The sequence below is a fragment of the Sphingomonas sp. genome (genome assembly GCF_035998645.1).
In the GTDB taxonomy this organism is placed as follows: Bacteria; Pseudomonadota; Alphaproteobacteria; order Sphingomonadales; family Sphingomonadaceae; genus Sphingomonas.
Genome location: NZ_DASYHL010000003.1, coordinates 618,847 through 642,182, shown reverse-complemented (window position 1 = coordinate 642,182; position 23,336 = coordinate 618,847). Strand labels below are relative to the sequence as shown.

Below are 23,336 nucleotides of genomic sequence, written 5' to 3'. Positions count from 1 at the left end.
GTCGTCCCTATCCGCTAAGGACGCGGGCAATGTCCTGCAAGGAGGTCCCATGCCCACGCTCGTCCTGATCCGCCACGGCCAGTCGTCCTGGAATCTGGAAAACCGTTTCACCGGATGGTGGGACGTCGACCTGACCGAACAGGGCGTGCGCGAAGCCTGGGCCGCGGGCGAGCTGATGCGCGACAAGGGTCTCGACTTCGACATGACCTATACCAGCTTTCAGAGCCGGGCGATCAAGACGCTCAACCTGGCGCTGGAGGCGATGGGGCGGCTGTGGCTGCCGACCGAGAAGAGCTGGAAGCTGAATGAGCGGCATTATGGCGGGCTGACCGGGCTCGACAAGGCGGAGACCGCGGCGCTGCACGGCGACGATCAGGTCAAGATCTGGCGCCGCAGCTTCGACATTCCGCCCCCGCTGCCCGAGGAAGGGTCGCCGTGGGATCTCGCCAAGGACCTGCGCTACAAGGGCATCCCGATCCCGCAGACCGAGAGCCTCAAGGACACGATCGCGCGCGTCCTGCCCTATTGGGAAGAGCGAATCGCGCCGGACCTGCGTGCGGGCAAGCGCGTGCTGATTGCAGCGCACGGCAATTCGCTGCGCGCGCTGGTCAAGCATCTGTCGGGAATTTCGGACGCGGATATCGCGTCGCTCGAGATTCCGACCGGGCAGCCGATCGTGTATGAGCTGGCGGATGATCTGACCGCGACGGATCGGTATTATTTGAGCGAGCGGTAACAAAATCCTCCCCGGCACGGGGAGGTGGCATTGCGAAGCAATGACGGAGGGGCCCCGGGACAACGGATTCCTTTGCCTCGGGCCCCCTCCACCACGCCCTTCGGGCGCGGTCCCCCTCCCCGTTCCGGGGAGGATTTTTTAGTTCAGCTTGTGCGCCAGGCTGACTTCGGCGGTCATCAGCTTGGACACCGGGCAGTTCTTCTTCGCTTCGTCGGCGAGGTCGGCGAACTGGTCGGGGTCGATGCCGGGGACGGTGGCTTCCAGCGTCAGATCGGAGCGGGTGATGGTGAAGCCGCCATCCTTCTGCTCCAGCTTGATCGCCGCCTTGGTCTCGAGTGTGCCTTCGCTGAAGCCCGCTTTGGCCAGCGCGAAGCTGAGCGCCATCGTAAAGCAACCGGCATGCGCCGCGGCAATCAGCTCCTCGGGATTGGTGCCGGGTTCATCCTCGAACCGCGTGTTGAAGCCGTAGAACTGGTCGGTCAACACGCCGGACTGGGTCGTGATCGCGCCCTTCCCTTCCTTGCCGAAGCCGGAATAGCGGGCGGTGGCGGTGCGGATCGTCATCAGTGTTTCTCCTGTGGTGGACCAAGGCCCCGGATGTGGGACACCGGTTTGCATGTGAACCAGCAGTGCAACGATATCGTGACGGGCGTGTTCCGGCATTCTTCCCACCGGGCGACGTGCGATGTAGAGAAGCCGCCAACACGATGACCAATCCCACCATCTTCTCCCGCCCCTTTTTCGAACAGAAGAGCCGTGCGTTCTGGATGCTGCAGGGCGCGGGCTGGGGCGGCTATCTGCTGCTGCGGGCGGTTTCCAACTTTTCGAACCGGACGTTCAGCTTCGAGGATCTGATCCGCGTGACGATCGAGGCGATCGTCGGATATTGCCTGACGCTGCTGCTGTCGGCGCTCTATGGCTATTACCGACGGCTACCGCGGATCACCGGGATTCTTGCGTCAGTGATCACCCTGGCGGCGGCGACATTGGTCTATGCCGTCCTCAACGCCTTTACCGTGTCGGTGATGCGCGGCGATCCGGGGATCGAGCTGCCGCTGATTCTGGGCAGCCTGTTCCTCAATTTCACGGTGCTCGCGGGCTGGTCGGCGCTGTATTTCGGGATCAACTTCTATCTGATCGTCGAGGATCAGATCGACCGGATGCAAGTGCTGGAGAGTCAGGCGAGTTCGGCGCAGCTGGCGATGCTGCGCTATCAGCTCAACCCGCATTTCCTGTTCAACACGCTCAATTCGATTTCGACATTGGTGCTGCTCAAGCAGACCGACCGGGCGAATGCGATGCTGGCGCGGCTTGCTAATTTCCTACGCTACACGCTGGCCAATGAACCGACCGCGCATGTCACGCTGGCGCAGGAGGTGGAGACGCTGAAACTGTATCTCGAGATCGAGAAGATGCGGTTCGACGCGCGGCTTAAGCCCGAATTCGATATCGACCCGCGCACTGCCAAGGCGCGCCTGCCCTCGTTGCTGCTCCAGCCTTTGGTCGAGAATGCGATCAAATATGCCGTAACGCCGCAGGAAGAAGGCGCCGAAATCCGCGTCGCGGCTCGACTCACCGGCGAGCGGGTGCAGATCACCGTATCCGACACCGGTCCGGGATTGATCGAAGGCAAGAACCGGCCAAGCCTGTCCACGGGGGTTGGCCTCACCAATATACGCGAACGGCTGGCGCAGGCGTTCGGGGCGGAGCATCGCTTTTCGACGCATTCGGACCCCGGCGGCGGTTTCCGCGTTGAGATCGAAATTCCGTTCCAGTTCGAGGAGCCCACGAAGGAAGTGGCGTGATCGGAACCGGACCGTAATCATATTGTTGAAGGATCAAAGGCAGGGGTTGTGGGGCGTCGGACCGGGGGCATCGGGACGACGCGTTTATGAGTAGAGAGAGATATGACGATCCGCACCATCCTGGTCGATGACGAACCCCTGGCCATCCAGGGCCTCGAACTGCGCCTCGCCGCGCATGAGGATGTCGAGATCATCGACAAATGCCAGAACGGCCGCGAGGCGATTCGGTCGATCAAGACGCACAAGCCCGATCTGGTGTTTCTCGACATCCAGATGCCCGGATTCGACGGCTTTTCGGTCGTGCAGGGGTTGATGGAGGTCGAACCGCCGTTGTTCGTGTTCGTCACCGCCTATTCCGACCATGCGATCCGCGCGTTCGAGGCGAATGCGATGGACTATCTGATGAAGCCGGTCGACGAGGGTCGCCTTGCCGACACGCTGGAGCGCGTGCGCCAGCGGCTGACCGAGAAGCGCGGCGTCGAAGAGGTCGAGAAGCTCAAGGAAGTGCTCGCCGAGGTCGCGCCCGAGGCCGCCGAGGAACTCGCGGCGAGCGATGGCGACGTGTCGGCGAGCCGCTACGAAAAGCTGATCAACATCAAGGATCGCGGGCAGATTTTCCGCGTCGATGTCGACACGATCGAGGTGGTCGAGGCCGCCGGCGATTATATGTGCATCAAGACCGCCGACAACACGCTGGTGCTGCGCGAGACGATGAAGGATCTGGAAAAGCGGCTCGACCCGCGCCGGTTCCAGCGCGTCCACCGCTCGACCATCGTCAATCTGGATCAGGTCAAGCAGGTCAAGCCGCACACCAATGGCGAGTGTTTCCTGGTGCTCGATTCGGGGTCGCAGGTGAAGGTAAGCCGGAGCTATCGTGACGTGGTGGCGCGGTTCGTGCACTGACGCTCAAGCGCGCAAGAAATGGATTGTTCCGCTTTCGTTCCGTCCGTATCAAGGGCGGAACGAGAGGGGATGTTCATGAGCCGATTCGATCAATTCGCCGCGCTGCACGTGCCGGGCACGCCGCTGGTGCTGGTCAATGTGTGGGACGCGGGCTCGGCCAAGGCGGTTGCGGCGTCGGGGGCGAAGGCGATTGCGACCGGGAGCGCGTCGGTCGCGGCGGCGAACGGGTATAGCGACGCCGAGACGCTGCCGCTCGATCTGGCGCTGGGCAACGCCGCGCGGATCGTCGGCGCAGTGGACCTGCCGGTGTCGATCGATTTCGAAGGCGGCTATGCGGTCGCGCCGGATGCGCTGGCGTCGAACGTCGCGCTGCTCGCGGCGACCGGGGCGATCGGGTGCAACTTCGAGGATCAGGTCGTCGGCGGGTCGGGGATGCATGCACCGGAGGTGCAGGCCGTGCGCATCGCCGCGATTCGCGCTGCGACTGGCCCTGCGTTTTTCATCAACGCCCGCACCGACATCTTCCTGCAGGCCGCGCCGGAGACGCATGATGTGGCGAAGGTCGATGCCGCAATTGCCCGCGCGCATGCTTATGCGGCGGCGGGGGCGAGCGGGTTCTTTGTGCCGGGGCTGGCCGATCTCGACCTGCTGGCGCGGGTGTGTCGCGAATCGCCGCTGCCGGTGAACTTCATGGCGTTTCCGGGCGCGCCGGATGCTGCTGCAGTTGCTGCGGCGGGTGCGGCGCGGATCAGCCATGGGCCGTTCCCGTATCGCGCGGCGATGCAGGCGGTGGAGGATGCGGCGCGGGGGTTGCTGGGTTAGGCCCGCCCCCGCCCGTCACGATTTGGAGGCGGGAGTTACCACCCGTTTGTGCTGGTGAAAGGGTCGCCCATGCCCCCGGCATGGGCTGGAACGCCCTGGGGACGTTTCACCCTTTCAATGTCGAAGCACGGCCACCCTCACTTGGTGAGTCGCACGGCCCTTCGACGGGCTCAGGGCAAACGGAGCGTTACGCTTCGGCCTCTGGGTCGCCTTCGCCCTCAGGCGAAGATTCGAACCATGCCTCGACCGGGCCGGCGAGCTTGATCGTCAGGGGATTGCCCTTACGGTCCATGGTCTTGCCGACCTGCACGCGGATCCAGCTTTCCGAGACGCAATATTCCTCGACATCGCGGCGCTCGACGCCCTTGAAGCGGATGCCGATGCCGCGCTGGAGCAGCGCCTGGTCAAAAAAGGGGCTCTTTGGATTGACCGAAAGGCGGTCGGGAGGAGTGTCGCTCATGGCGCGCCTCTAAACAAAAGCGGCGCGGGAATAAACCCGCGCCGCCGATGTTATCGCGCCGCCCGGATTAGCGGCAGTAACGCACCTTCACCCGGTGCCCGAGATAGGGGTCGTACACGCGGCGGATCGTGCAGCCGCGCCAGTTGCGGCGCTCGTAATCGCGATAGTGATAGCTCTGACGCGGGTAATAGCCGCGCTGACGGTAATAGCCGTCATACCGGTCATAGCCGCGATAGTCGCGATAGCGCCGGTCGTCGTAGCGGTCGCGGCTCGATCCGGCGATCGCAGCGCCGATCACGACACCGGCGATGCCGGCGGCGATGGCGGTGCCGGTGTTGTCGCGGTCGCGGTGGCGATACCGCTGGGCCTCTGCCGGCGCGGCCGCGGTGAGCGCGGTGGCGCCGAGGGTGAGACCGAGCACCGCCTTGGTGATCATCGTCTTCATGTCGTCCTCCTCGTGCATCTGCACATTCCGACGTCTCAACGCTTTGAGGTCCGTCTGGATACCTTTTTGACCGAGTCGGCCTGAACGGACGCGGAATCCTGCATTCACTTGCGGTTTAGGTGGAGGGACGCGATGGAGGCGGCGAACAAGGAGCCTGTCCCGATGAATCTTTGGCTGATGAAATCCGAACCCGATGTGTTCAGCTGGGACGATCTGGTCCGCGACGGCAGCACCGAATGGGACGGCGTGCGCAACCACACCGCCGCGGGGAACCTGCGCGCGATGAAGCTCGGCGACCGCGCCTTTTTCTATCACAGCAATATCGGGCTGCAGATCGTCGGCATCATGGAAGTGAGCCGCGAAGCGAAGCCCGATGGCGAGGGCAAGCATTGGGTGTCGGTCGAGATGAAGCCGGTCGAACCGCTGCCCAACCCGGTCACACTCAAGCAGGTGAAGGCCGAACCCCGGCTGGAGGCGATGGAGCTGGTCAAATATTCGCGGCTGTCGGTTGGCAAGGTCAGCGCGGCGGAATGGGACGTGGTGCTGGAGATGGCGAAGGCGTGATGATCTGATCCTCCCCCGCCAGGGGGAGGTGTCGCCGTATGGCGACGGAGGGGGAGGACGGCTGCGCCCTCGAACCTCTTGCCGATACCCTTCCGCCCCCTCCGTCATGCTTCGCATGCCACCTCCCCCTGGCGGGGGAGGATTGAACGACACGGAACACCGCCGCCCCGCTTCCGTTCATTGCGCGTGCGCCCCATCCTGCCCGTGACAGTTGAACTTCGATTCCCCCCGCCGCTATGGGCAGTGCGGTGAGCGAATTCGACCTTCCCCCCGCGTCGGGCCGTTTCGACGGTGTCGAGCATGTCTTCCCGGTGCGTGTCTATTTTGAGGACACCGACCTGTCGGGGGTGGTGTATCACGCCAACTACCTGCGGTTCATGGAGCGCGCGCGATCGGATATGCTGCGCTGTGCCGGGATCGATCAGCGGGCGGCGCATGAGGCGGGCGAAGGCGTCTATGTCGTCCGCAACATCGCCATCCGCTATGTCGCACCCGCACGGCTCGACGATGCGTTGGTGGTCGTCAGCCGGGTGCTGCGCGTGCGGGCGGCGGCGGTGGATATTCAGCAACGAGTCATGCGGAACGGGGAATTGCTGACCCAGGCGGATGTGGAAGCGGCGTTCGTGACCCCTCAGGGTCGCGCGCGGCGGCAACCGCGGGAGTGGGTCGAAGCGTTCGTGCCGCTGGTCTGGAAGGGAAACTGAGCGACACATGGACTGGTTTGCGAATCTGAAATTCGATGGCGCCTCCTATCTTGGCCTGTTCATGCAGGCGGAATGGGACGTGAAGGCGATCATGATCGGGCTGGTGCTGGCCAGCATCTGGACATGGGCGATCATCCTGTCGCTGCGCGGGCGCATCGCCGCCGCGCGTAAGGCCGCCGACCGGTTCGAGGGCGGTTATCGCAAGACCGACGATATCGACGTGTTTTACAAGCTGCATGGGGATGAGGATCACCCGACCGCGCGCGTATTCGCGGCGGGGGTGACCGAATGGCGTCGCTCCACGGGCGGGCGGGCGCTCGACAAGGACGGTACGCGCGAGCGGCTGGCGACGACGATGGGCGCGGCGGTCGCGCTGGAGATCGACAGGCTGTCCGACCGGCTCAACATCCTCGCCACGATCGGGTCCACCGCGCCGTTCGTCGGGCTGCTCGGCACGGTACTCGGCATCATGCGCAGCTTTACCGCGATTGCGGGCGCGCAGAGCACGTCGCTCGCGGTGGTCGCGCCGGGCATCGCCGAGGCGCTGTTCGCTACCGCGATCGGCCTGTTCGCGGCGATCCCTGCGGTCATCGCGTATAACCGCTTCAGCCATGGCATCGACAAGGTCGAGGCGCGGCTGAACCGCTTCGCCGATGGCTTCCACGCCACCCTCAGCCGCCAGCTCGACAGCGCGCCTGCGAGCGGCAAGCCGCTGCTCTGATGGGCGCCCAACTCCCTTCTTCGCGCGGCAAGGGGCGGCGCGCGCCGATGGCGGACATCAACGTCACGCCATTGGTCGACGTGATGCTGGTGCTGCTGATCATCTTCATGGTCACCGCGCCGCTGTTGACCGCCGGGGTGCCGGTGAACCTGCCCGAAAGCCGCGCCAAGCCGCTGGAGCAGGACCAGAAGCCGATCCAGATTTCGATCAACGAGCGCGGCACCGTGTTCCTCGACGACAGTGAAGTGGCCGATGACCAGCTGCCGAGCCTGCTCGCCGACATTGCCAGCGCGCGCGGTGAGGAGAAGCCGCAAGTGTTCCTGCGCGCCGACACCCGGCTAGATTACGGCAAAGTGATGCGCGTGATGGGTGAGCTCAACCGCGCGGGGCTGAACAAGGTGTCGCTCGTCACCACGGGTGAGGGCAAGAACTGATGGCAGTGGCGATCGACCGCAGGGAAGGCATCGGCATCGGTGTGGCGGTTGTCGCCCATGCCGCGCTGTTTGCCCTGTTGTCGCTCAGCATCTTTCCGAAGGTCGATCCGCTTGAGATCAAGCCGACCCCGATCGAGGTGTCGCTGACCGATGAGGTCGGGCTGGTCAGCGAAGCACCGGTGATCGAGACCGAAGCGCCCGCCGAGCGGCTCGCCGAAGTCCCCGCTCCACCCGAACCCGATTCGCCGCCGCCGGTGCCGGAGACGCAGCCCGAGCCGGTGGCCAAGCCCGACCCGACCCCGCCCAAGGCCGCCCCTGCCCCGGCGCCACGACCGCAGCCCAAGGTGGAGGCGAAGAAGTCGAACCCCGCCCCGGCCAAGGCACAGCCCAAGACCGAGCGTAAGGCGGTGCGGCCGACCGGGCGCCTGACCGGCATCACCGACGGGCTGACGGACCAGGCGAGCAAGGGCAAGGCGACTACACCGCAGGCCAGCCAGATTGGTGCAGCAGTCAAATCCGCGCTGGGCGCCGAGATCATCCGCCAGTTGCGCCCGCATTGGCGGTCCCCGACCGGCGCCGATGTCGAGCTGTTGCGTACCCGCGTCGAGATCCGTCTGAACAAGGACGGCACCCTCGCCGCCCCGCCGCGCATCCTGTCGCAGGAGGGCGTCACCGCCAGCAATCGTCCGCAGGCCGACCTGCATCGCGAGCGCGCTATCGCGGCCGTGAAACTCGCCGCCCCTTTCCGCCTTCCCGCCGAATATTATGAGGCGTGGAAGCTCATCACCCCGACTTTCGACCGGAGGCTGTAACCGCCATGAAGCCGACCCCGCTGCTCGCCCTGATCCTCACCGCCGCGCCCGCGACCGCGCAGGAGGTGACCCCGCCGACCGTGACCGCGCCGCCCACAACTGCTGCACAGGAAGGCGAAGGCCTCGCGGTCGATGTGACCGACGAGAGCGCCCAGGACCTTACGATCATCATTCCGCCGATGCCGACGCAGCAGGTTGTCAGCACTCCGGCGGGCAGCACCGACGCGCTCGGTCGCCAGATCGCGCAGGTCATCACCGACAATCTGCGCAATTCCGGCCTGTTCAAGCCGCTCGGCCCAACCGGGGTGCGCGCGGTGCCGGTGAGCGAGGTGAGCGCGCCCGATTTTGGTTACTGGCGCGGCGCGACGGCGCAGGCGCTGGTGCAGGGGTTCGTGCGGGCCAATGGCGACGGCAATCTGACCGTCGGCTGTTACCTGTATGACGTAGCACTCGGCAGTGAGCTGGCGCGTGAAGGCTTTATCGTCAGCCCCGCCGACTGGCGTCGCGCCGCGCATAAATGCGCCGACACGATCTACACCCGCCTGACCGGCGAAGGGCCGTATTTCGACAGCCGGGTGATCTATGTCTCCGAAACCGGGCCGAAGAATCGCCGGATCAAGCGGCTGGCGATCATGGATCAGGATGGTGCCAACCACCGCTTCCTGACCAATGGCCAGTCGATCGTGCTGACCCCGCGCTTCTCCCCTGATGAGCGGCGCATCGCCTATATGAGCTATCAGGACGACAAGCCGTCGCTGTACGTCTATGATCTCAACGCGCGGACCCAGCGGCTGCTCGTCACCAATGTCAGCCTGGCCTTCGCGCCGCGCTTCTCGCCGGATGGTCGCTGGATCCTGTTCACCATGTCGACGGCGGGCAATGCCGACATCTATCGCATTTCGGCCAATGGCGGCACGCCCCAGCGGCTGACCAACGCGCCCGGCATCGACACCGGGGGTAGCTATTCGCCCGATGGCCGCAAGATCGTATTCGAGAGCGATCGCTCGGGTACGCAGCAGCTGTATGTGATGAACGCCGATGGCAGCAACCAGCAGCGGATCAGCTTTGGCGGCGGGCGCTATGCGACCCCGGCATGGAGCCCGCGCGGTGACCTGATCGCCTTTACTCGCATGGGCGGCGGCTTTCGCATCGGCGTGATGAACCCGTCGGGCGGCGGCGAGAAATTGCTGACGCAGGCGTGGGGCGATGAAGGGCCGAGCTGGTCGCCCAATGGCCGCGTGCTGTTGTTCTCACGCGGGGCGCAGGGCGCGTCGGGCAAGTCCGACATCTGGTCGGTCGACCTGACCGGCAGCAATGCGCGCCGGATTCCGACGCAATTGGATGGTTCCGATCCCTCATGGGGACCCCTGCGGCCCTAGGGTCTGAACCCAGTTAGAACGGAGATCGAGATTGCCCAGTCAAGGCCACCGGCAAGGAGCGCAGCGCAGTCGCGTAGCTGAAGCTACGCGCAAGCAAGCGACGCCGTCCGGCGGCTTTGACTGGGCAACCGCGAAGCGGCGGGCGCCTTTTGGTGCATGGCTTCGTCGCTCGTCGGTCACGATGCTTCGGCATCGCTCCCTCCTCGCTTCTCGCCCTGCACCAAAATCCGCTCCGTCTCGACTCCGTTCTAACTGGGTTCAGACCCTAAGCGGGTTGACCTTGGGGGAACATGCCCGCGCCCTGCCCGTTACGCAGGGGTATCGAATTTCACGAAAGCCAAGGGAGAAAAGACCAATGGCGAAGCTCAAAACCGCCCTGATCATCGCGACGATGGCCGTCGCCGTAGCCGGCTGCCAGAAGAAGCGCCCGGACACCCTTCCCCCCGGCCCCGGCGGCCCGGTCGAGCCCGGCCCTGGTCCCGGCCCAGACGGCGGCGGCGGCGTGGCCCAGCCCGGCACCCCCGAGCATTTCCGCCAGAATGTGGTCAGCGATACGATCAACTTCGATCTCGACCAGTATGACATCGATGCGCGTGCGCGGCAGATCCTGGACAGCCAGGCGCAGTGGCTGACGCAATATCAGAACACGCGGATTACGCTGGAGGGTCATGCCGACGAGCGCGGTACGCGTGAATACAACCTCGCGCTGGGCGACCGTCGTGCCAATGCGGCGAAGAACTATCTGGCCGCGCGGGGCGTGTCGCCGTCGCGGATCACGACGATCAGCTATGGCAAGGAACGCCCGATCGCGCTGGGTTCGGACGAAGCCAGCTGGGCGCAGAACCGCCGTGCGGTGACGATCGTCATCAACTGATCGGCTCAAGCTACCGAAACGAAGGGGCGCGGCGATGGTCGCGCCCCTTTTGTTTGCGCGGGCATTTCGCGCGATTGACCCTATATCGACCGGCAGCATGACGCCCGAGCCTCCCTCCAGCCCATCCCCAACCCGCGCGCCGCGCGTGGTGTGGCTGTGGCTGGCGAGCCTGTTGCTGGCGTTCAACGCGCTCACCGCCCTTCCGCAGGCACCCCGGCTCGACATCGCCGATCTGCGCGCGGCGGCGCTTACCGCGCCGGTCCCGGTCAATGCCCAGTTTCGCGACCCGGCCGCCGCGATCAAGGCGGCAGCGCACCGCACCTTAAAGGCGCAGGATCGCCCCGACGGCGATCCGCCACTCCCGGCGCAACACGCCGCCGTCACCCCGTCCCATCCCGCGCCCGCGCAGAGCGTCGCCGCACTGCGCGCGGATGCCGCGCCGAGTACGCGTCCGGCATCGCGCTATCGCGCCCGCGCACCACCGCTCTCCGCCTGAACCCCGAAACCTGATCGATCAAACAATCGCCCCCTGTGGCGGTCGGCGTGCGCGTGCGCGTGCGCGCTACAACGGGAATTTCAGCATGAACGAGACTGTGAACGACACCAGCCTGCGCGACCGCATCGCCGGGCTCCTCAACCGCTATCCCGCACTCGACCCGGTCGAGCGCGACGAGTTGATCGCCTTCATCAAAACCGGCCCGGCGGTCGACCGCGGAATGCTCAAGGGCGACCCCGCCACCGCCGCCGCGATCCGCCGGGTGGAGGCGGATCATCCCGAGCACTTCCGCTTGGGGCTCGGTCGCCAGCTGTTCGTCGCTGCGGCGATCGTCCTGCCCTTTCTGGCGATCTGCTGGCTGGCATGGGAGGTCGGCGCGAAGTGAGCTGACGGAAGTCGACGGGGCGCGGACCAGACGGGCCGCGCCCCGATCAATTGCCGATCGCACCCTCCGCAATGCCGAGATCGACGGCCAGTTCATGGAGCCGCCGGTCCCGCGTCCACAAGCGCGATCCCGGCGTCAGCCGCACCGCCGCGAGAAGATGCGCGTCGATGTAACCGATCCCGCGCCCAAACAACGGCTGGCCTTCGATCAGGATGCGCACCTCCGCATCGCTCGCCACCACCACCGTCGGGAGATCGCCCAGCGCGGTCAGCACAATCTCCCGCTGGCGCAGGCTGCCCAGCGCAATCTCACCGATGATGTGGGGATGAATGCAGATGCGGCCGGTATTTAGTCGCTCGACCATGATGGGGTCGCCGTGCCGCAGATGATCGACCCAGATGCTCGTGTCGGCCAGGATCATTCCGCGTCGGCACGCCGCCGCGCGGCAACCTCCAGGTCCGGCTCGCTTCCGCCGAGCAACGCCAAGCGCCGCGCGCTTTCGCGTTCGATCAACGCCCTCATCGCCTCACGCACGAGCTGCGACTTTTCGCGCAGGCCGGTGAATGCCTGCGCCTTTGCGATCAGGTCGTCATCGAGAATGATCGTGGTCCGCATGGCATTCTCCATCGATCGGCACGTATTTATCATCATTTGATGCGCCGTTCAATGCACCCAGCTTATCTCCGATTCCGCTTGCACGCCGCCTGATTCGATATAATGATGATATCATCTTTTCAGGGAGGCAAAAATGTCGGACTTCAATTCCAGCGCGCTGCGTTCGAGCGCCGAGCGCCCCGCCGCTACCGCCAGCGGCTATGCCATGCTGCTCGTCGCGCTCGCCGCGCTGATCGGGATCGTCGCGTCCGCGCCGCAGATCGGCGAGGCGGCTTGGGCACCGTTCGCGCTGGTGCTGGGCGTATTGATCCTCGCGTTCGTCGCACCGGGATTTTACCTGCTTCAGCCGAATCAGGCGGCGGCGATCCTGTTGTTTGGCGCGTACAGGGGCACCGACCGCACCACCGGGCTGCGTTGGACCTGGCCGTGGATGACCAAGTCCAAGGTTTCGGTGCGCATCCACAACATCACGTCGGAGCGGCTGAAGGTGAACGACCTACGCGGCAACCCGATCGAGATCGCGTCGAACGTGGTGTGGCGCGTCGCCGATACCGCGCAGGCGCTGTTCGACGTCGATGACTATCGCGAGTTCGTGCACATTCAGATCGAGAGCGCGGTGCGCGCGATCGGGTCGCGCTACCCCTATGACGATTTCACGCATGAGGAGATGACGCTGCGCGGCAATGCCGAGCATGTCAGCGAGGAGCTGCGCGTCGAGCTGCAGGAGCGGGTGCTGGCGGCGGGCGTGCATATCGACGAGTGCCGCCTCACCCACCTCGCCTATGCGCAGGAGATCGCGCAGGCGATGCTGCGCCGGCAACAGGCCGAGGCGGTGGTCGCCGCGCGCAAGACATTGGTCGAGGGCGCGGTCGGCATGGTCGAAATGGCGCTGGAGCAGCTGTCGGAGAAGAATGTCGTCGAGCTGGACGATGAGCGCCGCGCGGCGATGGTGTCGAACCTGATGGTCGTGCTCTGCTCCGAACGCGATACGCAGCCGGTGGTGAACGCCGGGTCGCTGTACCAGTAACCGGAGAGGAAGGCCCATGGCCGCTCCACCCAAAAAGGCGTTCCCGCTCCGTCTCGATCCAGCGCTCTACGGCGCGATCGAGCGGAGCGCGGCGACCGACCTGCGCAGCGTCAACGCGCAGGTCGAATGCCTGCTGCGCGAGGCGCTGGCCAAACGCGGCGTCAAGCTGGCCGACCCGGTACGCGCCAAGCGCGGGCGGCCGCCGAAGGAGGAATAGGATGCGTTCACACAGCTGCCCCAAATGCCAGAGCCAGATGGTCGAGGGTTTCGTCGCTGACGAGGGCTATGGCACCAAACATGTCAGCAAATGGATCGAAGGCGCGCCGGAAAAGAGCTTCTGGACCGGCCTGAAGATCGGCAAGCGCCGTAAGCTCGAGATCCGCAGCTGGCGCTGCCGCAATTGCGGGTTTCTGGAACATTACGCCCCCGCCTGAGCCAACGCAGGAGACTCATGATGCTGACCGCCCTGTTTGCCCCGCGCCGTCACCTGCCCTTGCTGATTGCCGCCTCCGCGCTCGCGCTCGGCATTGGCCTGTTGGGAACGCTCGCATGAGCCTGCAACGCTATCGCGCCGCACTCCGGGTGCGCGACGGGTACTGGTTCGCGCCCAAGCTGTTCGGCTGGGGCGCGACGCCGGTGACGTGGCAGGGGTGGCTGACCATGTTGGTCTTCATCCCTGCCATTGTCGCGGTGCTGAACTGGGCGCCCACCCAGTTTATCCGGCTTGGCGTCGCGCTGCCGATGCTCGCGGTCTTCGTCTGGTTTGTCTGGACAAAAACCGATGGCGGTTTCCGCTGGCGCTGGGGGCCGGACCGGGACTGAGGGTCAGCGGCGCGGCTGAACCGGCGGCGGCGGGCCGAAGGCTTCGTCGAGCAGCCGGGCGAGGCGCAGGCCGCCGCGCTTGATCTGGGCCTGCATCATCGGGACCAGCTTTTCGATGTCGGCATCGTCGAGCTTGCCGCGTGCGGGCAGATCGGCACGGCACGGGTCGCCGTCGAACGCCGCTTCATAGGCCATGTGCGACGCCTGCCAGTTCTCGCGGCTCCAGTCCTCGACGGTTCCGGCGCTTTCCTTCGCGCGCTCCTCGGCGGAATAGACCTGAATCACCGGCGGGGGCGAGGTGATCGCGCGCTCGGCGAGCCAGCCATCGGTGATGCTGTGCAGGTTGAGCCGCTCCGGACCATAGATGCCGTAATCGGTGCGCGCGCGGTTGCCGCCAAGGTCGCCCTTGTCGCCCGCATGCAGCGGCTGGTGGAGGTCGCCGACGAAGTGCGTCAGGAAGGCGAGCGCCATCACCTTTTCGCGGATCGGGACATCCTTGTCCTGCAACAGCTTCACGCCGCGATCGATCTGCGCCGACACGCAATTGCCGTCGGGGCAATTGCCCTTGAGTGTGAACGGCGTGCAGATGTTCACATTCTGATAGTGCCAGTTGTACGCATAGCTGAACCGCGCGCCGAGCGGCTTGATGCAGTCGGCCCAGACACTGGCCTCTTCCAGCGTCTTGGCCGGGCAGGTCGGGGTTTCCAGCAGGCCCTGCTGGCGCAACAGGCGATCGATCGCGCGGCGCGTTTCGGGCTTCACATTCTTGTAGGCGATGGTCGCCACGGTCTGATGCCCGAACTCCCAATAAGCGAGCGCGGGAGTGGCGGCAAAGCTGGCGGCGAGCGCGAACAGCGCGATGAGAGAGCGAATCATGGGGAAGCCTCTACTAAATCCTCCCCGGCACGGGGAGGGGGACCATCCGAAGGATGGTGGAGGGGGCCCGAGGCAACGGAAACCCTTGCCTCGGGGCCCCTCCACCACGCCGCTTCGCGTCGCGGTCTCCCTCCCCGTTCCGGCGAGGATTTTTTGGGTTAGTCCTCGTCGCCGTAAATCGCGACCGTCTTCGCGCCACCGGCTGAAACCTTGCCGCGATACATGCCGGGCGTGTTGAAGCTCCACGCCATCTCGCCGGTCGGGCCGGTGACGATGACGCCGCCGGTGCCGCCGAGCGCGCGGGTTTCGGCCATGACGGTGTCGGCTGCGGCCTTGAGGCTTTCGCCCTTGAAGCGCACGCGGGCGCAGATTTCGTGCGCCACACCTTCGCGGATGAAGAACTCCCCCGCCCCGGTCGCCGACACGGCACAGGCGCGGTTGTCGGCATAGGTACCGGCGCCGATCAGCGGCGAATCGCCGACGCGGCCCCAGCGCTTGCCGGTGACGCCGCCGGTCGAGGTCGCAGCGGCGACGTTGCCCGCCTTGTCCCGCGCCACTGCGCCGACCGTGCCGTACTTCATGTCGACATCGAACCAGCTGGTCTTCTGCGCCTTCATCTTCTCAAGCTGCTGGCGGCGTTCGTCGGTGGCGAACCAGTCGGGGCCGACCTGCTCCAGCCCCTTCTCCGCGCTGAACACATCCGCGCCCTTACCCGCGAGCATGACGTGCGGGCTGTCCTCCATCACTTTGCGCGCGAGGGCGATCGGGCTCCTGGTCCGGGTGACCCCGGCGACTGCGCCGGCCTTGCGATCGGCGCCGTCCATGATCGCGGCGTCGAGTTCGTTGGTGCCTTCATAGGTGAAGACCGCCCCGCGCCCGGCGTTGAAGTGCGGATCGTCCTCCAGCACCTTCACCGCCGCCTCGACCGCGTCGAGCGCGCTGCCGCCGCCGGCCAGCACCTTCGACCCCGCATCGAGCGCCGCGTCCAGCCCCTTGCGCGCGGCTGCCTCACGCTCCGGCGTCATCTTGTCGCGCTCGAGCACGCCGGCACCGCCATGGATGACGAGCGTCCAGTCGGGCTGGGATTGGGCGGTGGCGGGGGCGGACATCAGCAGGGCTCCGATCAGAAGGGAAAGGCGGTTCATACGGCCTCCGGGGTCATTTTAGGCGGGACGCGGTCCCGCCGGGCATAGCGCAGGCCGATCAACGGTCGCAGCCACGGCACTTCGCGCCCGTAGCGGTAGAAGAGCCAGCAGCCCAGCGCGGTCACCGGCACCAGTATGATGAACTCGACCGCTGCGGGCAGCGACAGCTTGAGCAGCCAGTACATCGCGACGACGATGATCGTCTGGTGAATCAGGTAGAAGGGGAACACCGCCTCGGTCAGCATCGGGCGCCAGCGATGGTCGCGGTTGAGGTACACCTCGGCAATCCCGATCAGCGCGGCGATCATCATCCACGCCTGAATATAGCGCGCGGCGAGCATGATGCGGCTGGGCAGCCACGGGGTGCGCGCGGGATAGGCGATGTCGATCGCGGCAGTGACGGCATATCCGGCGAGGCCGATCGCCAGTGCCGGTTTCCACAGCCGCGCGATCCACCCCATCACCGGCTTTGACCCCGCCAGCGCGAAGCCGAACAGAAAGGCGGGGAAATAGGCAAGGTGCGCGACGCCATCGCCGATCACGTCATGGGTGTCGCTCCACCGCTGAAACACCACCACCTGCGTCATCAGCAGCCAGGCGGCGGGGAGCCACAGCACGCGTGTTCCGGCGAACAGCTGGTCGAAGATCCGCTGCGCCGTTGCGCCACCGGGCAGGCTTGCCACCAGCACGAGGCCGAGCGTGTAGAGATAGAGATAGCCGACGAACCACAGATGGTTCCAGGTCGGCAGGGCGATCGGACCGAAGTCGCCGAAATGCCAGTAATGTCGGCTCCAGAAGGTCCAGTAATCGAACGGATAAGGCCATTGCGTGCGCAGCTCGACCCAGCTTTGCGGGGGGACGATCACCGCAATGCCGAACAGCAAGGGCAGGATCAGCCGCCAGCTGCGGTCGGCGACGAACCGGCCCGCTCCCTGCGACTTGAGCCACAGCGCGCGGCTGGCATAGCCCGACACGACGAACAACAGGGTAAGCCGCCACGGGTTGGTGAACAGCATCGGCACGGTCACCCACGCCGCCGGTTCGGCCGTCTTCACATGGTAACCCCATGGCACAAAGACCATGCCGATATGGTAGAAGATCAGCAGGCCGAACGCCCCGATCCGCAGCCAGTCCATGCCGTAATGCCGTTCCACCCGCGCGCCATAGCGGCGGATCGGCGTGGGCGAAAGCAGCACCGAGGGGCAGCTCAGGCGATTTGCGGCGACCTTTGCTTGTCAGCCGCCGCCGCGCGCGGTCCGAGGCCGATCAATGGGCGCAGCCAGCCAATCTCTCGCCCGATCAGATAGGTCGCGATACAGACGAGCGCAGTCCCGCCGAACAGCACGAGGAACTGCACCCCCGCCGACAGCCGCAACGGCAGCGTGTACCAGGCGATCAGCACGATCGCGGGCTGGTGGACGAGGTAGAAGGGGAACACCGCCTCCGCCGCCGTCTTGCGCCAGCGATGGTCGCGGTTCCAGAAGCGGTCGGCGCACTGGATCAGCACCAGCGTCATCGCCCAGCCCATCGCCACCTGCCCCGCCCGCGCCACCGCCATCACCCAGTGCGGGGGCACGGCATTGCCGGGATAGCGGGTCTCGACCAGCACCACGGCAACCCCGCTGACTGCGGCCAATGCGAGCGCACCGACCCAGACGCGGCGCAGCACCGGCCACAGCAAGGGCGATCCGGCGAGTACGAACCCGAACAGGAACAGCGGGAGATAATTGGCGTGCCCGGCCCAGTCGCGCAGCAACCCCTGTTCATCCGCGACGATGAATTGCAGGCTCAGCCGTGCGATCACCAACAGCACTGCGGGCACCCACACCAGCCGCCACCCCTGCGCCATCCACGGCACGACCCGATCGACCACCAGGTCATACAGGCGACGCCCGCGCCACAGGATAAGCGCGAGGACCACCGTGTACGCCCAGAGATAGACGACGAACCACAGATGCTCCCAACTCGGGAAGCTGCGGCCCCAAAACTCGCCGATGCGCCAGTAATCGACGCTCCAGAAGCGCAGATAGCCATGCGGATAGCCCGCCTCGACCACCCGCACCCACATCTCGACCGGGATCAGCACCGCCATGCCAAAGGCGAGCGGGATCAGCAGCCGCAGATTGCGGGCGTGCAGGAAGCTGCGCGCGTCACGCGACTTGGCGAACAGGTGCCAGGAGGCAAAGCCCGAGACGGCAAACAGCAGCGGCAGCCGCCACGGCGTCAGCAGCGCCATCGGCGCGATCAATTCCGAAAACTTGTAGTCAGTATGGATCACCCACGGCCAGGGCGAGAAGACCATGGCGATGTGATAGACGATCAGCAGCGCGAATGCGGCGACGCGCAGCCAGTCGAGGCCGTAATGCCGCCCGCCGCGCGCAAGACCATGGTTCGCTTCACTCACGCGTCGCGCTATAGGCGGGCGAGCCTCACCAATTGGTTAGCGGGAGCGTGAATGCGGCGGACGGGCATTTTATTCGGAGCGCTGTCGTTGCTCTGTGCGCTCACGGCCACCGACGCCGGCGCGCGTCAGGCCGCGATCCCCGACACCCCGCCCGCCGGTCGCTTCGACCCCGCCAGCGCGCCGCCCGCCCCCGATTATGCCGGGCCGACCCACTGGGCCTCGCTGCCCTGGACCCGCGACGATGGCGACATGACGCCGCACGGCGTGGCCGAGGGGCAGCAGCTGCGCGCGCCGGTCGATGTCTTCTTCATCCATTCCGCCGTGCCGCTGCGCCGACCGGTATGGAACGCCGACCCCCGCGATGTCTGGTATAATGGCGATGTCGGCCAGACGACGATCCGCAATCAGGCAAGCGCGTTCAACGGGTGCTGCGCAATCTATGCCCCGCGCTATCGCCAGATGAACCCGGCGGCGGATGACAGCGCGGCGCTGGAGCTGGCCTATTCGGACATCGCGCGCGCCTTTGCCGAATTTCGCCGCCGGGTCGGCGACCGGCCGTTCATCCTTGCCGGACATGGGCAGGGGGCGCAGCTGGGCCAGATGCTGATCGCGCGCGCGATCGACGGCCAGCCGATCGCGGCGCGGATGGTCGCGGCCTATCTGCCGGGTCATGCGATCGCGCTCGACTGGGTCAAGGCGCGGCGCAGCGTCCGCCTCTGCGCTGCCGCGACCGATACCGGCTGCGTCGCCACCTGGTCGAGCTGGGCCGAGGGCAGCAAGCGGTCGCGCGGGCGCACCGCCATCGCCTGCACCAACCCGATCAGCTGGTCTGAGGCACCCGCGCTCCCCGCCCAGCATCGCGGGGCGTGGATGCGCAACGGCCTCGCGCTGCCCGAGCCGTTGCGCGCACCCGAACCTGGCCTGATCGGTGCCCGCTGCGGCAAGGATGGGCGGCTGTATGTTTCGTCGCCCGGCAAACCCTACAGCGAGTTCGCCAAGTCGGACGGCGACACTCGCGCACTCGACATCCAGCTGGTGTGGATGGATCTGCGCGAGAATGCGGTTGGCCGCGTCGCCGCCTTTCTCGCCGCGCAGCGATAGGCTATAGGCGCGGCGAACTCTGAGGAAATCCGATGTCCTTGCGTCCCTGGCGCGATATTGCGCGCCGCCAAAGCCGTCAGATCATGGTCGGCAACGTCCCCGTCGGCGGCGATGCGCCCGTCACCGTCCAGACGATGACCAACACCCCGACGTCCGATCCCGTCGCGACGATCGACCAGATCCGCCGCTGCGAGGACGCGGGCGCGGACATCATCCGCGTGTCGTGCCCCGATGTCGAAAGCACTGCCGCGCTGCGCCAGATCGTCCGCGCCGCGCGGGTGCCGATCGTCGCCGATATCCATTTCCACTATAAGCGTGCGCTCGAAGCGGCGGACGCGGGCGCGGCGTGCCTGCGCATCAATCCCGGCAATATCGGATCGGCCGAGCGGGTGAACGAAGTGGTCAACGCGGCCAAGGCCAATGGCTGTGCGATCCGCATCGGCGTCAACGCCGGGTCTTTGGAAAAGGACCTGCTGGAAAAATATGGCGAGCCGTGCCCCGAGGCGCTGGTCGAAAGCGCGCTCGACCATATCAAGCTGTTGCAGGACCGCGATTTCCACGAATTCAAGGTCGCGGTGAAGGCGAGCGACCTGTTCCTCGCCGCCGCCGCCTATCAGCAGCTCGCCGAAGCGGTCGATTGCCCGCTGCACCTTGGCATCACCGAAGCCGGCGGGTTCGTCGGTGGGACGGTGAAGAGTGCGATCGGGATGGGGTCGCTGCTGTGGTACGGCATCGGCGACACGATCCGCGTGTCGCTCTCCGCCGAGCCGGAAGAGGAAGTGCGCGTCGGGTTCGAGATTCTGAAGGCGCTCGGCATCCGCAACCGCGGTGTCCGCGTGGTTTCTTGCCCCAGCTGCGCGCGTCAGGGCTTCGACGTGATCCGCACCGTCCAGGCGCTGGAGGAACGGCTCCAGCATATCCGCACCCCGCTGTCGCTCAGCGTGCTCGGCTGCGTCGTCAACGGCCCCGGCGAAGCGCGCGAGACCGATATCGGCCTGACCGGCGGCGGCAATGGCAAGCACATGGTCTATCTGTCGGGCGTGACCGACCACACGGTCGAGGACGCCGACATGCTCGAGCATATCGTCAAGCTGGTCGAGGCCAAGGCAGCGGAGATCGAGGCGGCGAGTGAGGCGGCGGCGGTAGTGGCGGCTTGAGTTGGAGCCACCTCATCGCTCAGGTCATGCCGACCTACATCATCGCGGTCGCGGTGTTTGCGATCAGGCACGCATTAAGTGCGCTGCTCTGGCCTCGGTTCGCGCGCCATGAGCGGTTTCACGCCAGCTTACCCCTGGGTTTTCAGATCGCTCGTCCGGCACCAGGCGGCATGTTCCTCGCTCTCCGAATTACGCTTTGGGGGATGGGACTCGGTGCCCTGTTCATACCGATCTTCCTCGCGGTCGTTTGGGAAGTGACCGACGACGGCGGCGACAACCGCTTGCGATTGCTCGCGCTCGCAAACGTGCTTCTGATCGTCTGCACCTACATGATCGACCGTCGCCTGATGCAGCGCTGGAAGGCCCGCGCCTTCGGCTGACCTGCTCACTTTCGTTCTTTCGCAGGGTTCGGCGGCTCGCATCCCGCCTTTGAAGCTGCTATCATCAGAGCATGAAGCCCGAACGCGCCCTGTACGAAGACGGCGATGCACCCGCGCGCGCGCGCGAGCGAGCATTGGCGGATATTGCGGCGGGCCGGACTGTCCGACATGAGCAGGTCGCCGAATGGCTGAAGACCTGGGGCACGCCTGACGAAAAGCCGATGCCATCGGAATGGCTCAAGTAATCTGGACGCGCGAGGCGCTTGCCGACCTCGCCGCCATACGCGCCTATATCGCGCAGTTCGACCCCGATGCAGCGGCCCGGTTCGCCGTACGACTGATTGAAGCTGGCGAAGGACTGGCGGATTTCCCCCGCAAAGGCCCGGAGATTGATGATGATCTGCGCCGCTGGTCGCTCGTGCAGCCCTGCTCGATCCGCTATCTGATCGACGGTGACGCGGTTTACATCATCGATATTGTCCACGGCGCACGCGACAAAACCGCTTGAGAATCACTTGATTCCACCGGACGCGTAAATCCTCTAGGGCGCCCGCCATGCGCCCCGCCTCCCCCCTCATCGCCTTTGCCGTCGCGTCGATCGGTATCGCCATCTTTTCGTCGATGGATGCGGTGATGAAGGGGCTGGTGCTGGCGCTGGGCGCCTATAACGCGCTGACCTGGCGCACGATGGCGGGGATTGTGGCGAGCGGCATCCCCTATGCGCTGTCGCGTCCCCCGCGGCCGAGCCGTGCGGCGATGCGGCTGCACCTGATCCGCGCGGCGGTGTCGGCGGTGATGGCGTTCCTGTTCTTCTGGGGGCTCGGTCGGGTGCCGATGGCGCAGGCGATTGCGCTGGCGTTTATCGCGCCGATCATCGCGCTGTTCCTTGCCGCCTGGCTGCTCAAGGAACGCATCACGCGCGTCACGATCATCGCCACCGCGCTTGCCTTTGCGGGCGTGCTGCTGATCCTGTGGGGACAGGCGCAGGCGGAGCTGGGGCGCGAGGCATTTTGGGGCGCGATTGCGATCCTCGTGTCCGCCGTGGCCTATGCCTGGAACATCATCCTGATGCGGCAACAGTCGCTGGTCGCCGGGGCGATCGAGGTGGCCTTCTACCAGTCGCTGTTCATTTCGATCATCTTCCTGTTCGCCGCGCCGTGGCTGCTCGAACTGCCTGCGGTCGAGCATGTCCCGGCGCTGGCGCTGGCGGCGGTGTTGGCGACGATGTCGCTGTTTCTGCTCAGCTGGGCTTATGCCCGCGCCGAGGCCAATTATCTTGCGCCGACCGAATATACCGGCTTCCTGTGGGCGACCCTGTGGGGATGGGTGGTGTTCGACGAGGGCGTCTCGCTGTTCACCGTGGCGGGCGCGTCGCTGATCGTCGGCGGCTGCATCATCGCGGCGCGGCGGCGCGACCATGCGCCGGTCGCCGATACGGAGGCACAGATTTGATCACGATTCGTCAAGCGGATGAGCAGGATTTCGCGCTGGTCGCGGACTTCATCCGCAAGCTCGCCGACTATGAGAAGCTCGCCCACGAAGTCCGCTTCGACGATGCGACGCTGCATCGCCACCTGTTCGGGCCGCGCCCCGCAGCCGAGGTGCTGATCGGCGAAGTCGATGGTGCGCCCGCCGGGTTCGCGCTGTTCTTCCAGACCTTCTCGACGTTCGAGGGCAAGCCCGGCATCTGGCTGGAGGATCTGTTCGTCGAGCGGCATGCGCGCGGTGCTGGTCTGGGCCGCGCGCTGCTGTCGCGCCTCGCGGCGTTGGTCATCGAGCGCGGCGGCGCGCGGCTGGAGTGGAATGTGCTCGACTGGAACGCGCTCGGCAAGGGCTTTTACCGCGGCATCGGTGCGGCGCATGTCGATGGCTGGGAGCGCTGGCGTATGCAGGACGATGCGCTGGAGGCGCTGGCCAATGGCGTATGACGCGGGGCTGATCGACTGGGCGAAGGAGGCGCTGGAGCCGCTCGGCGCGATCACCCACCGCCCGATGATGGGCGCCGCGATGCTGTATTGCGACGGCCTGGTGATCGCTGTCGTCGACGAGGAAGCGATCTACTTCAAGATCGACAAGGTCAGCGCGCCGGTGTGGGATGAAGCTGGCTGCCCGCCCTTTACGTTCACCGGCAAAGACGGCGAGACCGTATCGATGAACTATCGCCGCGCGCCGGACGAGGTCTATGACGACGCGGAAGCGATGCGCCGATGGGCGGCGCTGGCGCTCGAAGCCAGCCAGCGCGCGCCCATCAAACGCAAGCGGAAATAGC

34 protein-coding genes are annotated in these 23,336 nt (G+C 65.9%); 25 read left to right on the top strand and 9 right to left on the bottom strand.

Annotated elements, in window-relative coordinates; all coding sequences use genetic code 11:
- Positions 1–49 precede the first annotated feature (49 nt).
- A complete protein-coding gene (gene gpmA, locus VGN66_RS06915; RefSeq protein WP_327518111.1) occupies positions 50–736 on the top strand; it encodes a 2,3-diphosphoglycerate-dependent phosphoglycerate mutase in 687 nt (228 codons plus the stop codon).
- A gap of 138 nt (positions 737–874) precedes the next feature.
- On the opposite strand, the gene VGN66_RS06910 is transcribed toward gpmA, so the two are convergent.
- The gene (locus VGN66_RS06910) at positions 875–1,300 is read right to left on the bottom strand and encodes an OsmC family protein (protein WP_327518110.1); all 426 of its coding nucleotides are present in this window, start codon (positions 1,298–1,300) and stop codon (positions 875–877) included.
- Between the two features lie 143 nt (positions 1,301–1,443).
- Between VGN66_RS06910 and VGN66_RS06905 the strand changes: the two genes are divergently transcribed.
- From VGN66_RS06905 to VGN66_RS06895, 3 genes are all read left to right on the top strand, one after another.
- Positions 1,444–2,541 carry a sensor histidine kinase gene (locus VGN66_RS06905; protein ID WP_327518109.1) on the top strand — a complete coding sequence of 366 codons (1,098 nt, stop codon included), beginning with the start codon at positions 1,444–1,446 and terminating at the stop codon, positions 2,539–2,541.
- A 102-nt stretch (positions 2,542–2,643) separates the two neighbouring features.
- Entirely contained in the window at positions 2,644–3,444 is an 801-nt protein-coding gene (locus VGN66_RS06900) for a LytR/AlgR family response regulator transcription factor (RefSeq protein WP_327518108.1), read from the top strand.
- A gap of 75 nt (positions 3,445–3,519) precedes the next feature.
- Positions 3,520–4,266 carry an isocitrate lyase/phosphoenolpyruvate mutase family protein gene (locus tag VGN66_RS06895; RefSeq protein WP_327518107.1) on the top strand — a complete coding sequence of 249 codons (747 nt, stop codon included), beginning with the start codon at positions 3,520–3,522 and terminating at the stop codon, positions 4,264–4,266.
- Positions 4,267–4,453: 187 nt separating this feature from the next.
- Here the strand turns inward: VGN66_RS06895 and VGN66_RS06890 are convergent, their stop codons facing one another.
- On the bottom strand, positions 4,454–4,726 hold the full coding sequence (locus tag VGN66_RS06890; protein WP_327518106.1) for a DUF3297 family protein: 273 nt from the start codon (positions 4,724–4,726) through the stop codon (positions 4,454–4,456).
- Positions 4,727–4,793: 67 nt separating this feature from the next.
- Positions 4,794–5,171, bottom strand: a complete 378-nt coding sequence (locus VGN66_RS06885) for a hypothetical protein (RefSeq protein ID WP_327518105.1) — start codon at positions 5,169–5,171, stop codon at positions 4,794–4,796.
- A gap of 162 nt (positions 5,172–5,333) precedes the next feature.
- Between VGN66_RS06885 and VGN66_RS06880 the strand changes: the two genes are divergently transcribed.
- From VGN66_RS06880 to VGN66_RS06840, 9 genes are all read left to right on the top strand, one after another.
- Positions 5,334–5,735, top strand: a complete 402-nt coding sequence (locus VGN66_RS06880) for an EVE domain-containing protein (RefSeq protein ID WP_327518104.1) — start codon at positions 5,334–5,336, stop codon at positions 5,733–5,735.
- A 236-nt stretch (positions 5,736–5,971) separates the two neighbouring features.
- Complete coding sequence (gene ybgC / locus VGN66_RS06875; protein ID WP_414713183.1) at positions 5,972–6,439, top strand: tol-pal system-associated acyl-CoA thioesterase; 468 nt, start codon at positions 5,972–5,974, stop codon at positions 6,437–6,439.
- A 7-nt stretch (positions 6,440–6,446) separates the two neighbouring features.
- Complete coding sequence (tolQ, locus tag VGN66_RS06870) at positions 6,447–7,160, top strand: protein TolQ (protein WP_327518102.1); 714 nt, start codon at positions 6,447–6,449, stop codon at positions 7,158–7,160.
- A complete protein-coding gene (tolR, locus tag VGN66_RS06865; RefSeq protein WP_327518101.1) occupies positions 7,160–7,594 on the top strand; it encodes a protein TolR in 435 nt (144 codons plus the stop codon). The genes tolQ and tolR overlap by 1 nt, the downstream gene beginning before the upstream one ends.
- Positions 7,594–8,406 carry a cell envelope biogenesis protein TolA gene (locus VGN66_RS06860; RefSeq protein ID WP_327518100.1) on the top strand — a complete coding sequence of 271 codons (813 nt, stop codon included), beginning with the start codon at positions 7,594–7,596 and terminating at the stop codon, positions 8,404–8,406. Before tolR ends, VGN66_RS06860 begins: the two co-directional genes overlap by 1 nt.
- A 5-nt stretch (positions 8,407–8,411) precedes the next feature.
- Entirely contained in the window at positions 8,412–9,785 is a 1,374-nt protein-coding gene (tolB, locus tag VGN66_RS06855) for a Tol-Pal system beta propeller repeat protein TolB (protein WP_327518099.1), read from the top strand.
- A 355-nt stretch (positions 9,786–10,140) separates the two neighbouring features.
- A complete protein-coding gene (pal, locus tag VGN66_RS06850; RefSeq protein WP_327518098.1) occupies positions 10,141–10,659 on the top strand; it encodes a peptidoglycan-associated lipoprotein Pal in 519 nt (172 codons plus the stop codon).
- A gap of 97 nt (positions 10,660–10,756) precedes the next feature.
- Positions 10,757–11,155 carry a hypothetical protein gene (locus VGN66_RS06845; RefSeq protein WP_327518097.1) on the top strand — a complete coding sequence of 133 codons (399 nt, stop codon included), beginning with the start codon at positions 10,757–10,759 and terminating at the stop codon, positions 11,153–11,155.
- Positions 11,156–11,240: 85 nt separating this feature from the next.
- On the top strand, positions 11,241–11,540 hold the full coding sequence (locus tag VGN66_RS06840) for a hypothetical protein (RefSeq protein WP_327518096.1): 300 nt from the start codon (positions 11,241–11,243) through the stop codon (positions 11,538–11,540).
- A 46-nt stretch (positions 11,541–11,586) separates the two neighbouring features.
- Here the strand turns inward: VGN66_RS06840 and VGN66_RS06835 are convergent, their stop codons facing one another.
- Together VGN66_RS06835 and VGN66_RS06830 are read right to left on the bottom strand one after the other, a co-directional pair.
- Positions 11,587–11,961 (bottom strand): type II toxin-antitoxin system VapC family toxin, encoded by a 375-nt coding sequence (locus VGN66_RS06835; RefSeq protein ID WP_327518095.1) that lies wholly within the window; start codon positions 11,959–11,961, stop codon positions 11,587–11,589.
- Positions 11,958–12,155 carry a type II toxin-antitoxin system VapB family antitoxin gene (locus tag VGN66_RS06830; protein ID WP_327518094.1) on the bottom strand — a complete coding sequence of 66 codons (198 nt, stop codon included), beginning with the start codon at positions 12,153–12,155 and terminating at the stop codon, positions 11,958–11,960. Before VGN66_RS06830 ends, VGN66_RS06835 begins: the two co-directional genes overlap by 4 nt.
- Before the next feature lie 133 nt (positions 12,156–12,288).
- Here VGN66_RS06830 and VGN66_RS06825 point away from each other — a divergent pair, with 133 nt between their 5' ends.
- From VGN66_RS06825 to VGN66_RS06810, 4 genes are all read left to right on the top strand, one after another.
- Complete coding sequence (locus VGN66_RS06825; protein WP_327518093.1) at positions 12,289–13,182, top strand: SPFH domain-containing protein; 894 nt, start codon at positions 12,289–12,291, stop codon at positions 13,180–13,182.
- 16 nt (positions 13,183–13,198) lie between these two features.
- Complete coding sequence (locus VGN66_RS06820; protein WP_327518092.1) at positions 13,199–13,399, top strand: toxin-antitoxin system HicB family antitoxin; 201 nt, start codon at positions 13,199–13,201, stop codon at positions 13,397–13,399.
- A 1-nt stretch (position 13,400) separates the two neighbouring features.
- Complete coding sequence (locus tag VGN66_RS06815) at positions 13,401–13,616, top strand: PF20097 family protein (protein ID WP_224921514.1); 216 nt, start codon at positions 13,401–13,403, stop codon at positions 13,614–13,616.
- A 115-nt stretch (positions 13,617–13,731) separates the two neighbouring features.
- On the top strand, positions 13,732–14,004 hold the full coding sequence (locus VGN66_RS06810; RefSeq protein WP_327518091.1) for a hypothetical protein: 273 nt from the start codon (positions 13,732–13,734) through the stop codon (positions 14,002–14,004).
- 3 nt (positions 14,005–14,007) lie between these two features.
- Here VGN66_RS06810 and VGN66_RS06805 read toward each other — a convergent pair whose 3' ends face one another.
- The 4 genes from VGN66_RS06805 to VGN66_RS06790 all read right to left on the bottom strand — a co-directional run bounded on the left by VGN66_RS06805 (position 14,008) and on the right by VGN66_RS06790 (position 18,429).
- The gene (locus VGN66_RS06805) at positions 14,008–14,880 is read right to left on the bottom strand and encodes a S1/P1 nuclease (protein ID WP_327518090.1); all 873 of its coding nucleotides are present in this window, start codon (positions 14,878–14,880) and stop codon (positions 14,008–14,010) included.
- Between the two features lie 158 nt (positions 14,881–15,038).
- A complete protein-coding gene (locus VGN66_RS06800) occupies positions 15,039–15,989 on the bottom strand; it encodes an isoaspartyl peptidase/L-asparaginase (RefSeq protein WP_327518572.1) in 951 nt (316 codons plus the stop codon).
- A 32-nt stretch (positions 15,990–16,021) separates the two neighbouring features.
- Positions 16,022–17,221, bottom strand: coding sequence for an acyltransferase family protein (locus tag VGN66_RS06795; RefSeq protein ID WP_327518089.1), 1,200 nt, complete (start codon positions 17,219–17,221; stop codon positions 16,022–16,024).
- Between the two features lie 11 nt (positions 17,222–17,232).
- Complete coding sequence (locus VGN66_RS06790) at positions 17,233–18,429, bottom strand: acyltransferase family protein (RefSeq protein WP_327518088.1); 1,197 nt, start codon at positions 18,427–18,429, stop codon at positions 17,233–17,235.
- Positions 18,430–18,516: 87 nt separating this feature from the next.
- Between VGN66_RS06790 and VGN66_RS06785 the strand changes: the two genes are divergently transcribed.
- From VGN66_RS06785 to VGN66_RS06750, 8 genes are all read left to right on the top strand, one after another.
- On the top strand, positions 18,517–19,530 hold the full coding sequence (locus tag VGN66_RS06785; RefSeq protein ID WP_327518087.1) for a DUF3089 domain-containing protein: 1,014 nt from the start codon (positions 18,517–18,519) through the stop codon (positions 19,528–19,530).
- Between the two features lie 32 nt (positions 19,531–19,562).
- A complete protein-coding gene (gene ispG, locus VGN66_RS06780; RefSeq protein ID WP_327518086.1) occupies positions 19,563–20,687 on the top strand; it encodes a flavodoxin-dependent (E)-4-hydroxy-3-methylbut-2-enyl-diphosphate synthase in 1,125 nt (374 codons plus the stop codon).
- Between the two features lie 26 nt (positions 20,688–20,713).
- Positions 20,714–21,067, top strand: a complete 354-nt coding sequence (locus tag VGN66_RS06775) for a hypothetical protein (protein WP_224921508.1) — start codon at positions 20,714–20,716, stop codon at positions 21,065–21,067.
- A 71-nt stretch (positions 21,068–21,138) separates the two neighbouring features.
- Complete coding sequence (locus VGN66_RS06770) at positions 21,139–21,312, top strand: antitoxin (protein ID WP_327518085.1); 174 nt, start codon at positions 21,139–21,141, stop codon at positions 21,310–21,312.
- Entirely contained in the window at positions 21,300–21,575 is a 276-nt protein-coding gene (locus tag VGN66_RS06765) for a type II toxin-antitoxin system RelE/ParE family toxin (protein WP_327518084.1), read from the top strand. The genes VGN66_RS06770 and VGN66_RS06765 overlap by 13 nt, the downstream gene beginning before the upstream one ends.
- Positions 21,576–21,622: 47 nt before the next feature.
- Positions 21,623–22,519, top strand: coding sequence for a DMT family transporter (locus VGN66_RS06760; RefSeq protein WP_327518083.1), 897 nt, complete (start codon positions 21,623–21,625; stop codon positions 22,517–22,519).
- Positions 22,516–22,995, top strand: a complete 480-nt coding sequence (locus tag VGN66_RS06755; protein WP_327518082.1) for a GNAT family N-acetyltransferase — start codon at positions 22,516–22,518, stop codon at positions 22,993–22,995. Before VGN66_RS06760 ends, VGN66_RS06755 begins: the two co-directional genes overlap by 4 nt.
- Positions 22,985–23,335 carry a TfoX/Sxy family protein gene (locus tag VGN66_RS06750; protein ID WP_327518081.1) on the top strand — a complete coding sequence of 117 codons (351 nt, stop codon included), beginning with the start codon at positions 22,985–22,987 and terminating at the stop codon, positions 23,333–23,335. The genes VGN66_RS06755 and VGN66_RS06750 overlap by 11 nt, the downstream gene beginning before the upstream one ends.
- Position 23,336: the final 1 nt, after the last annotated feature.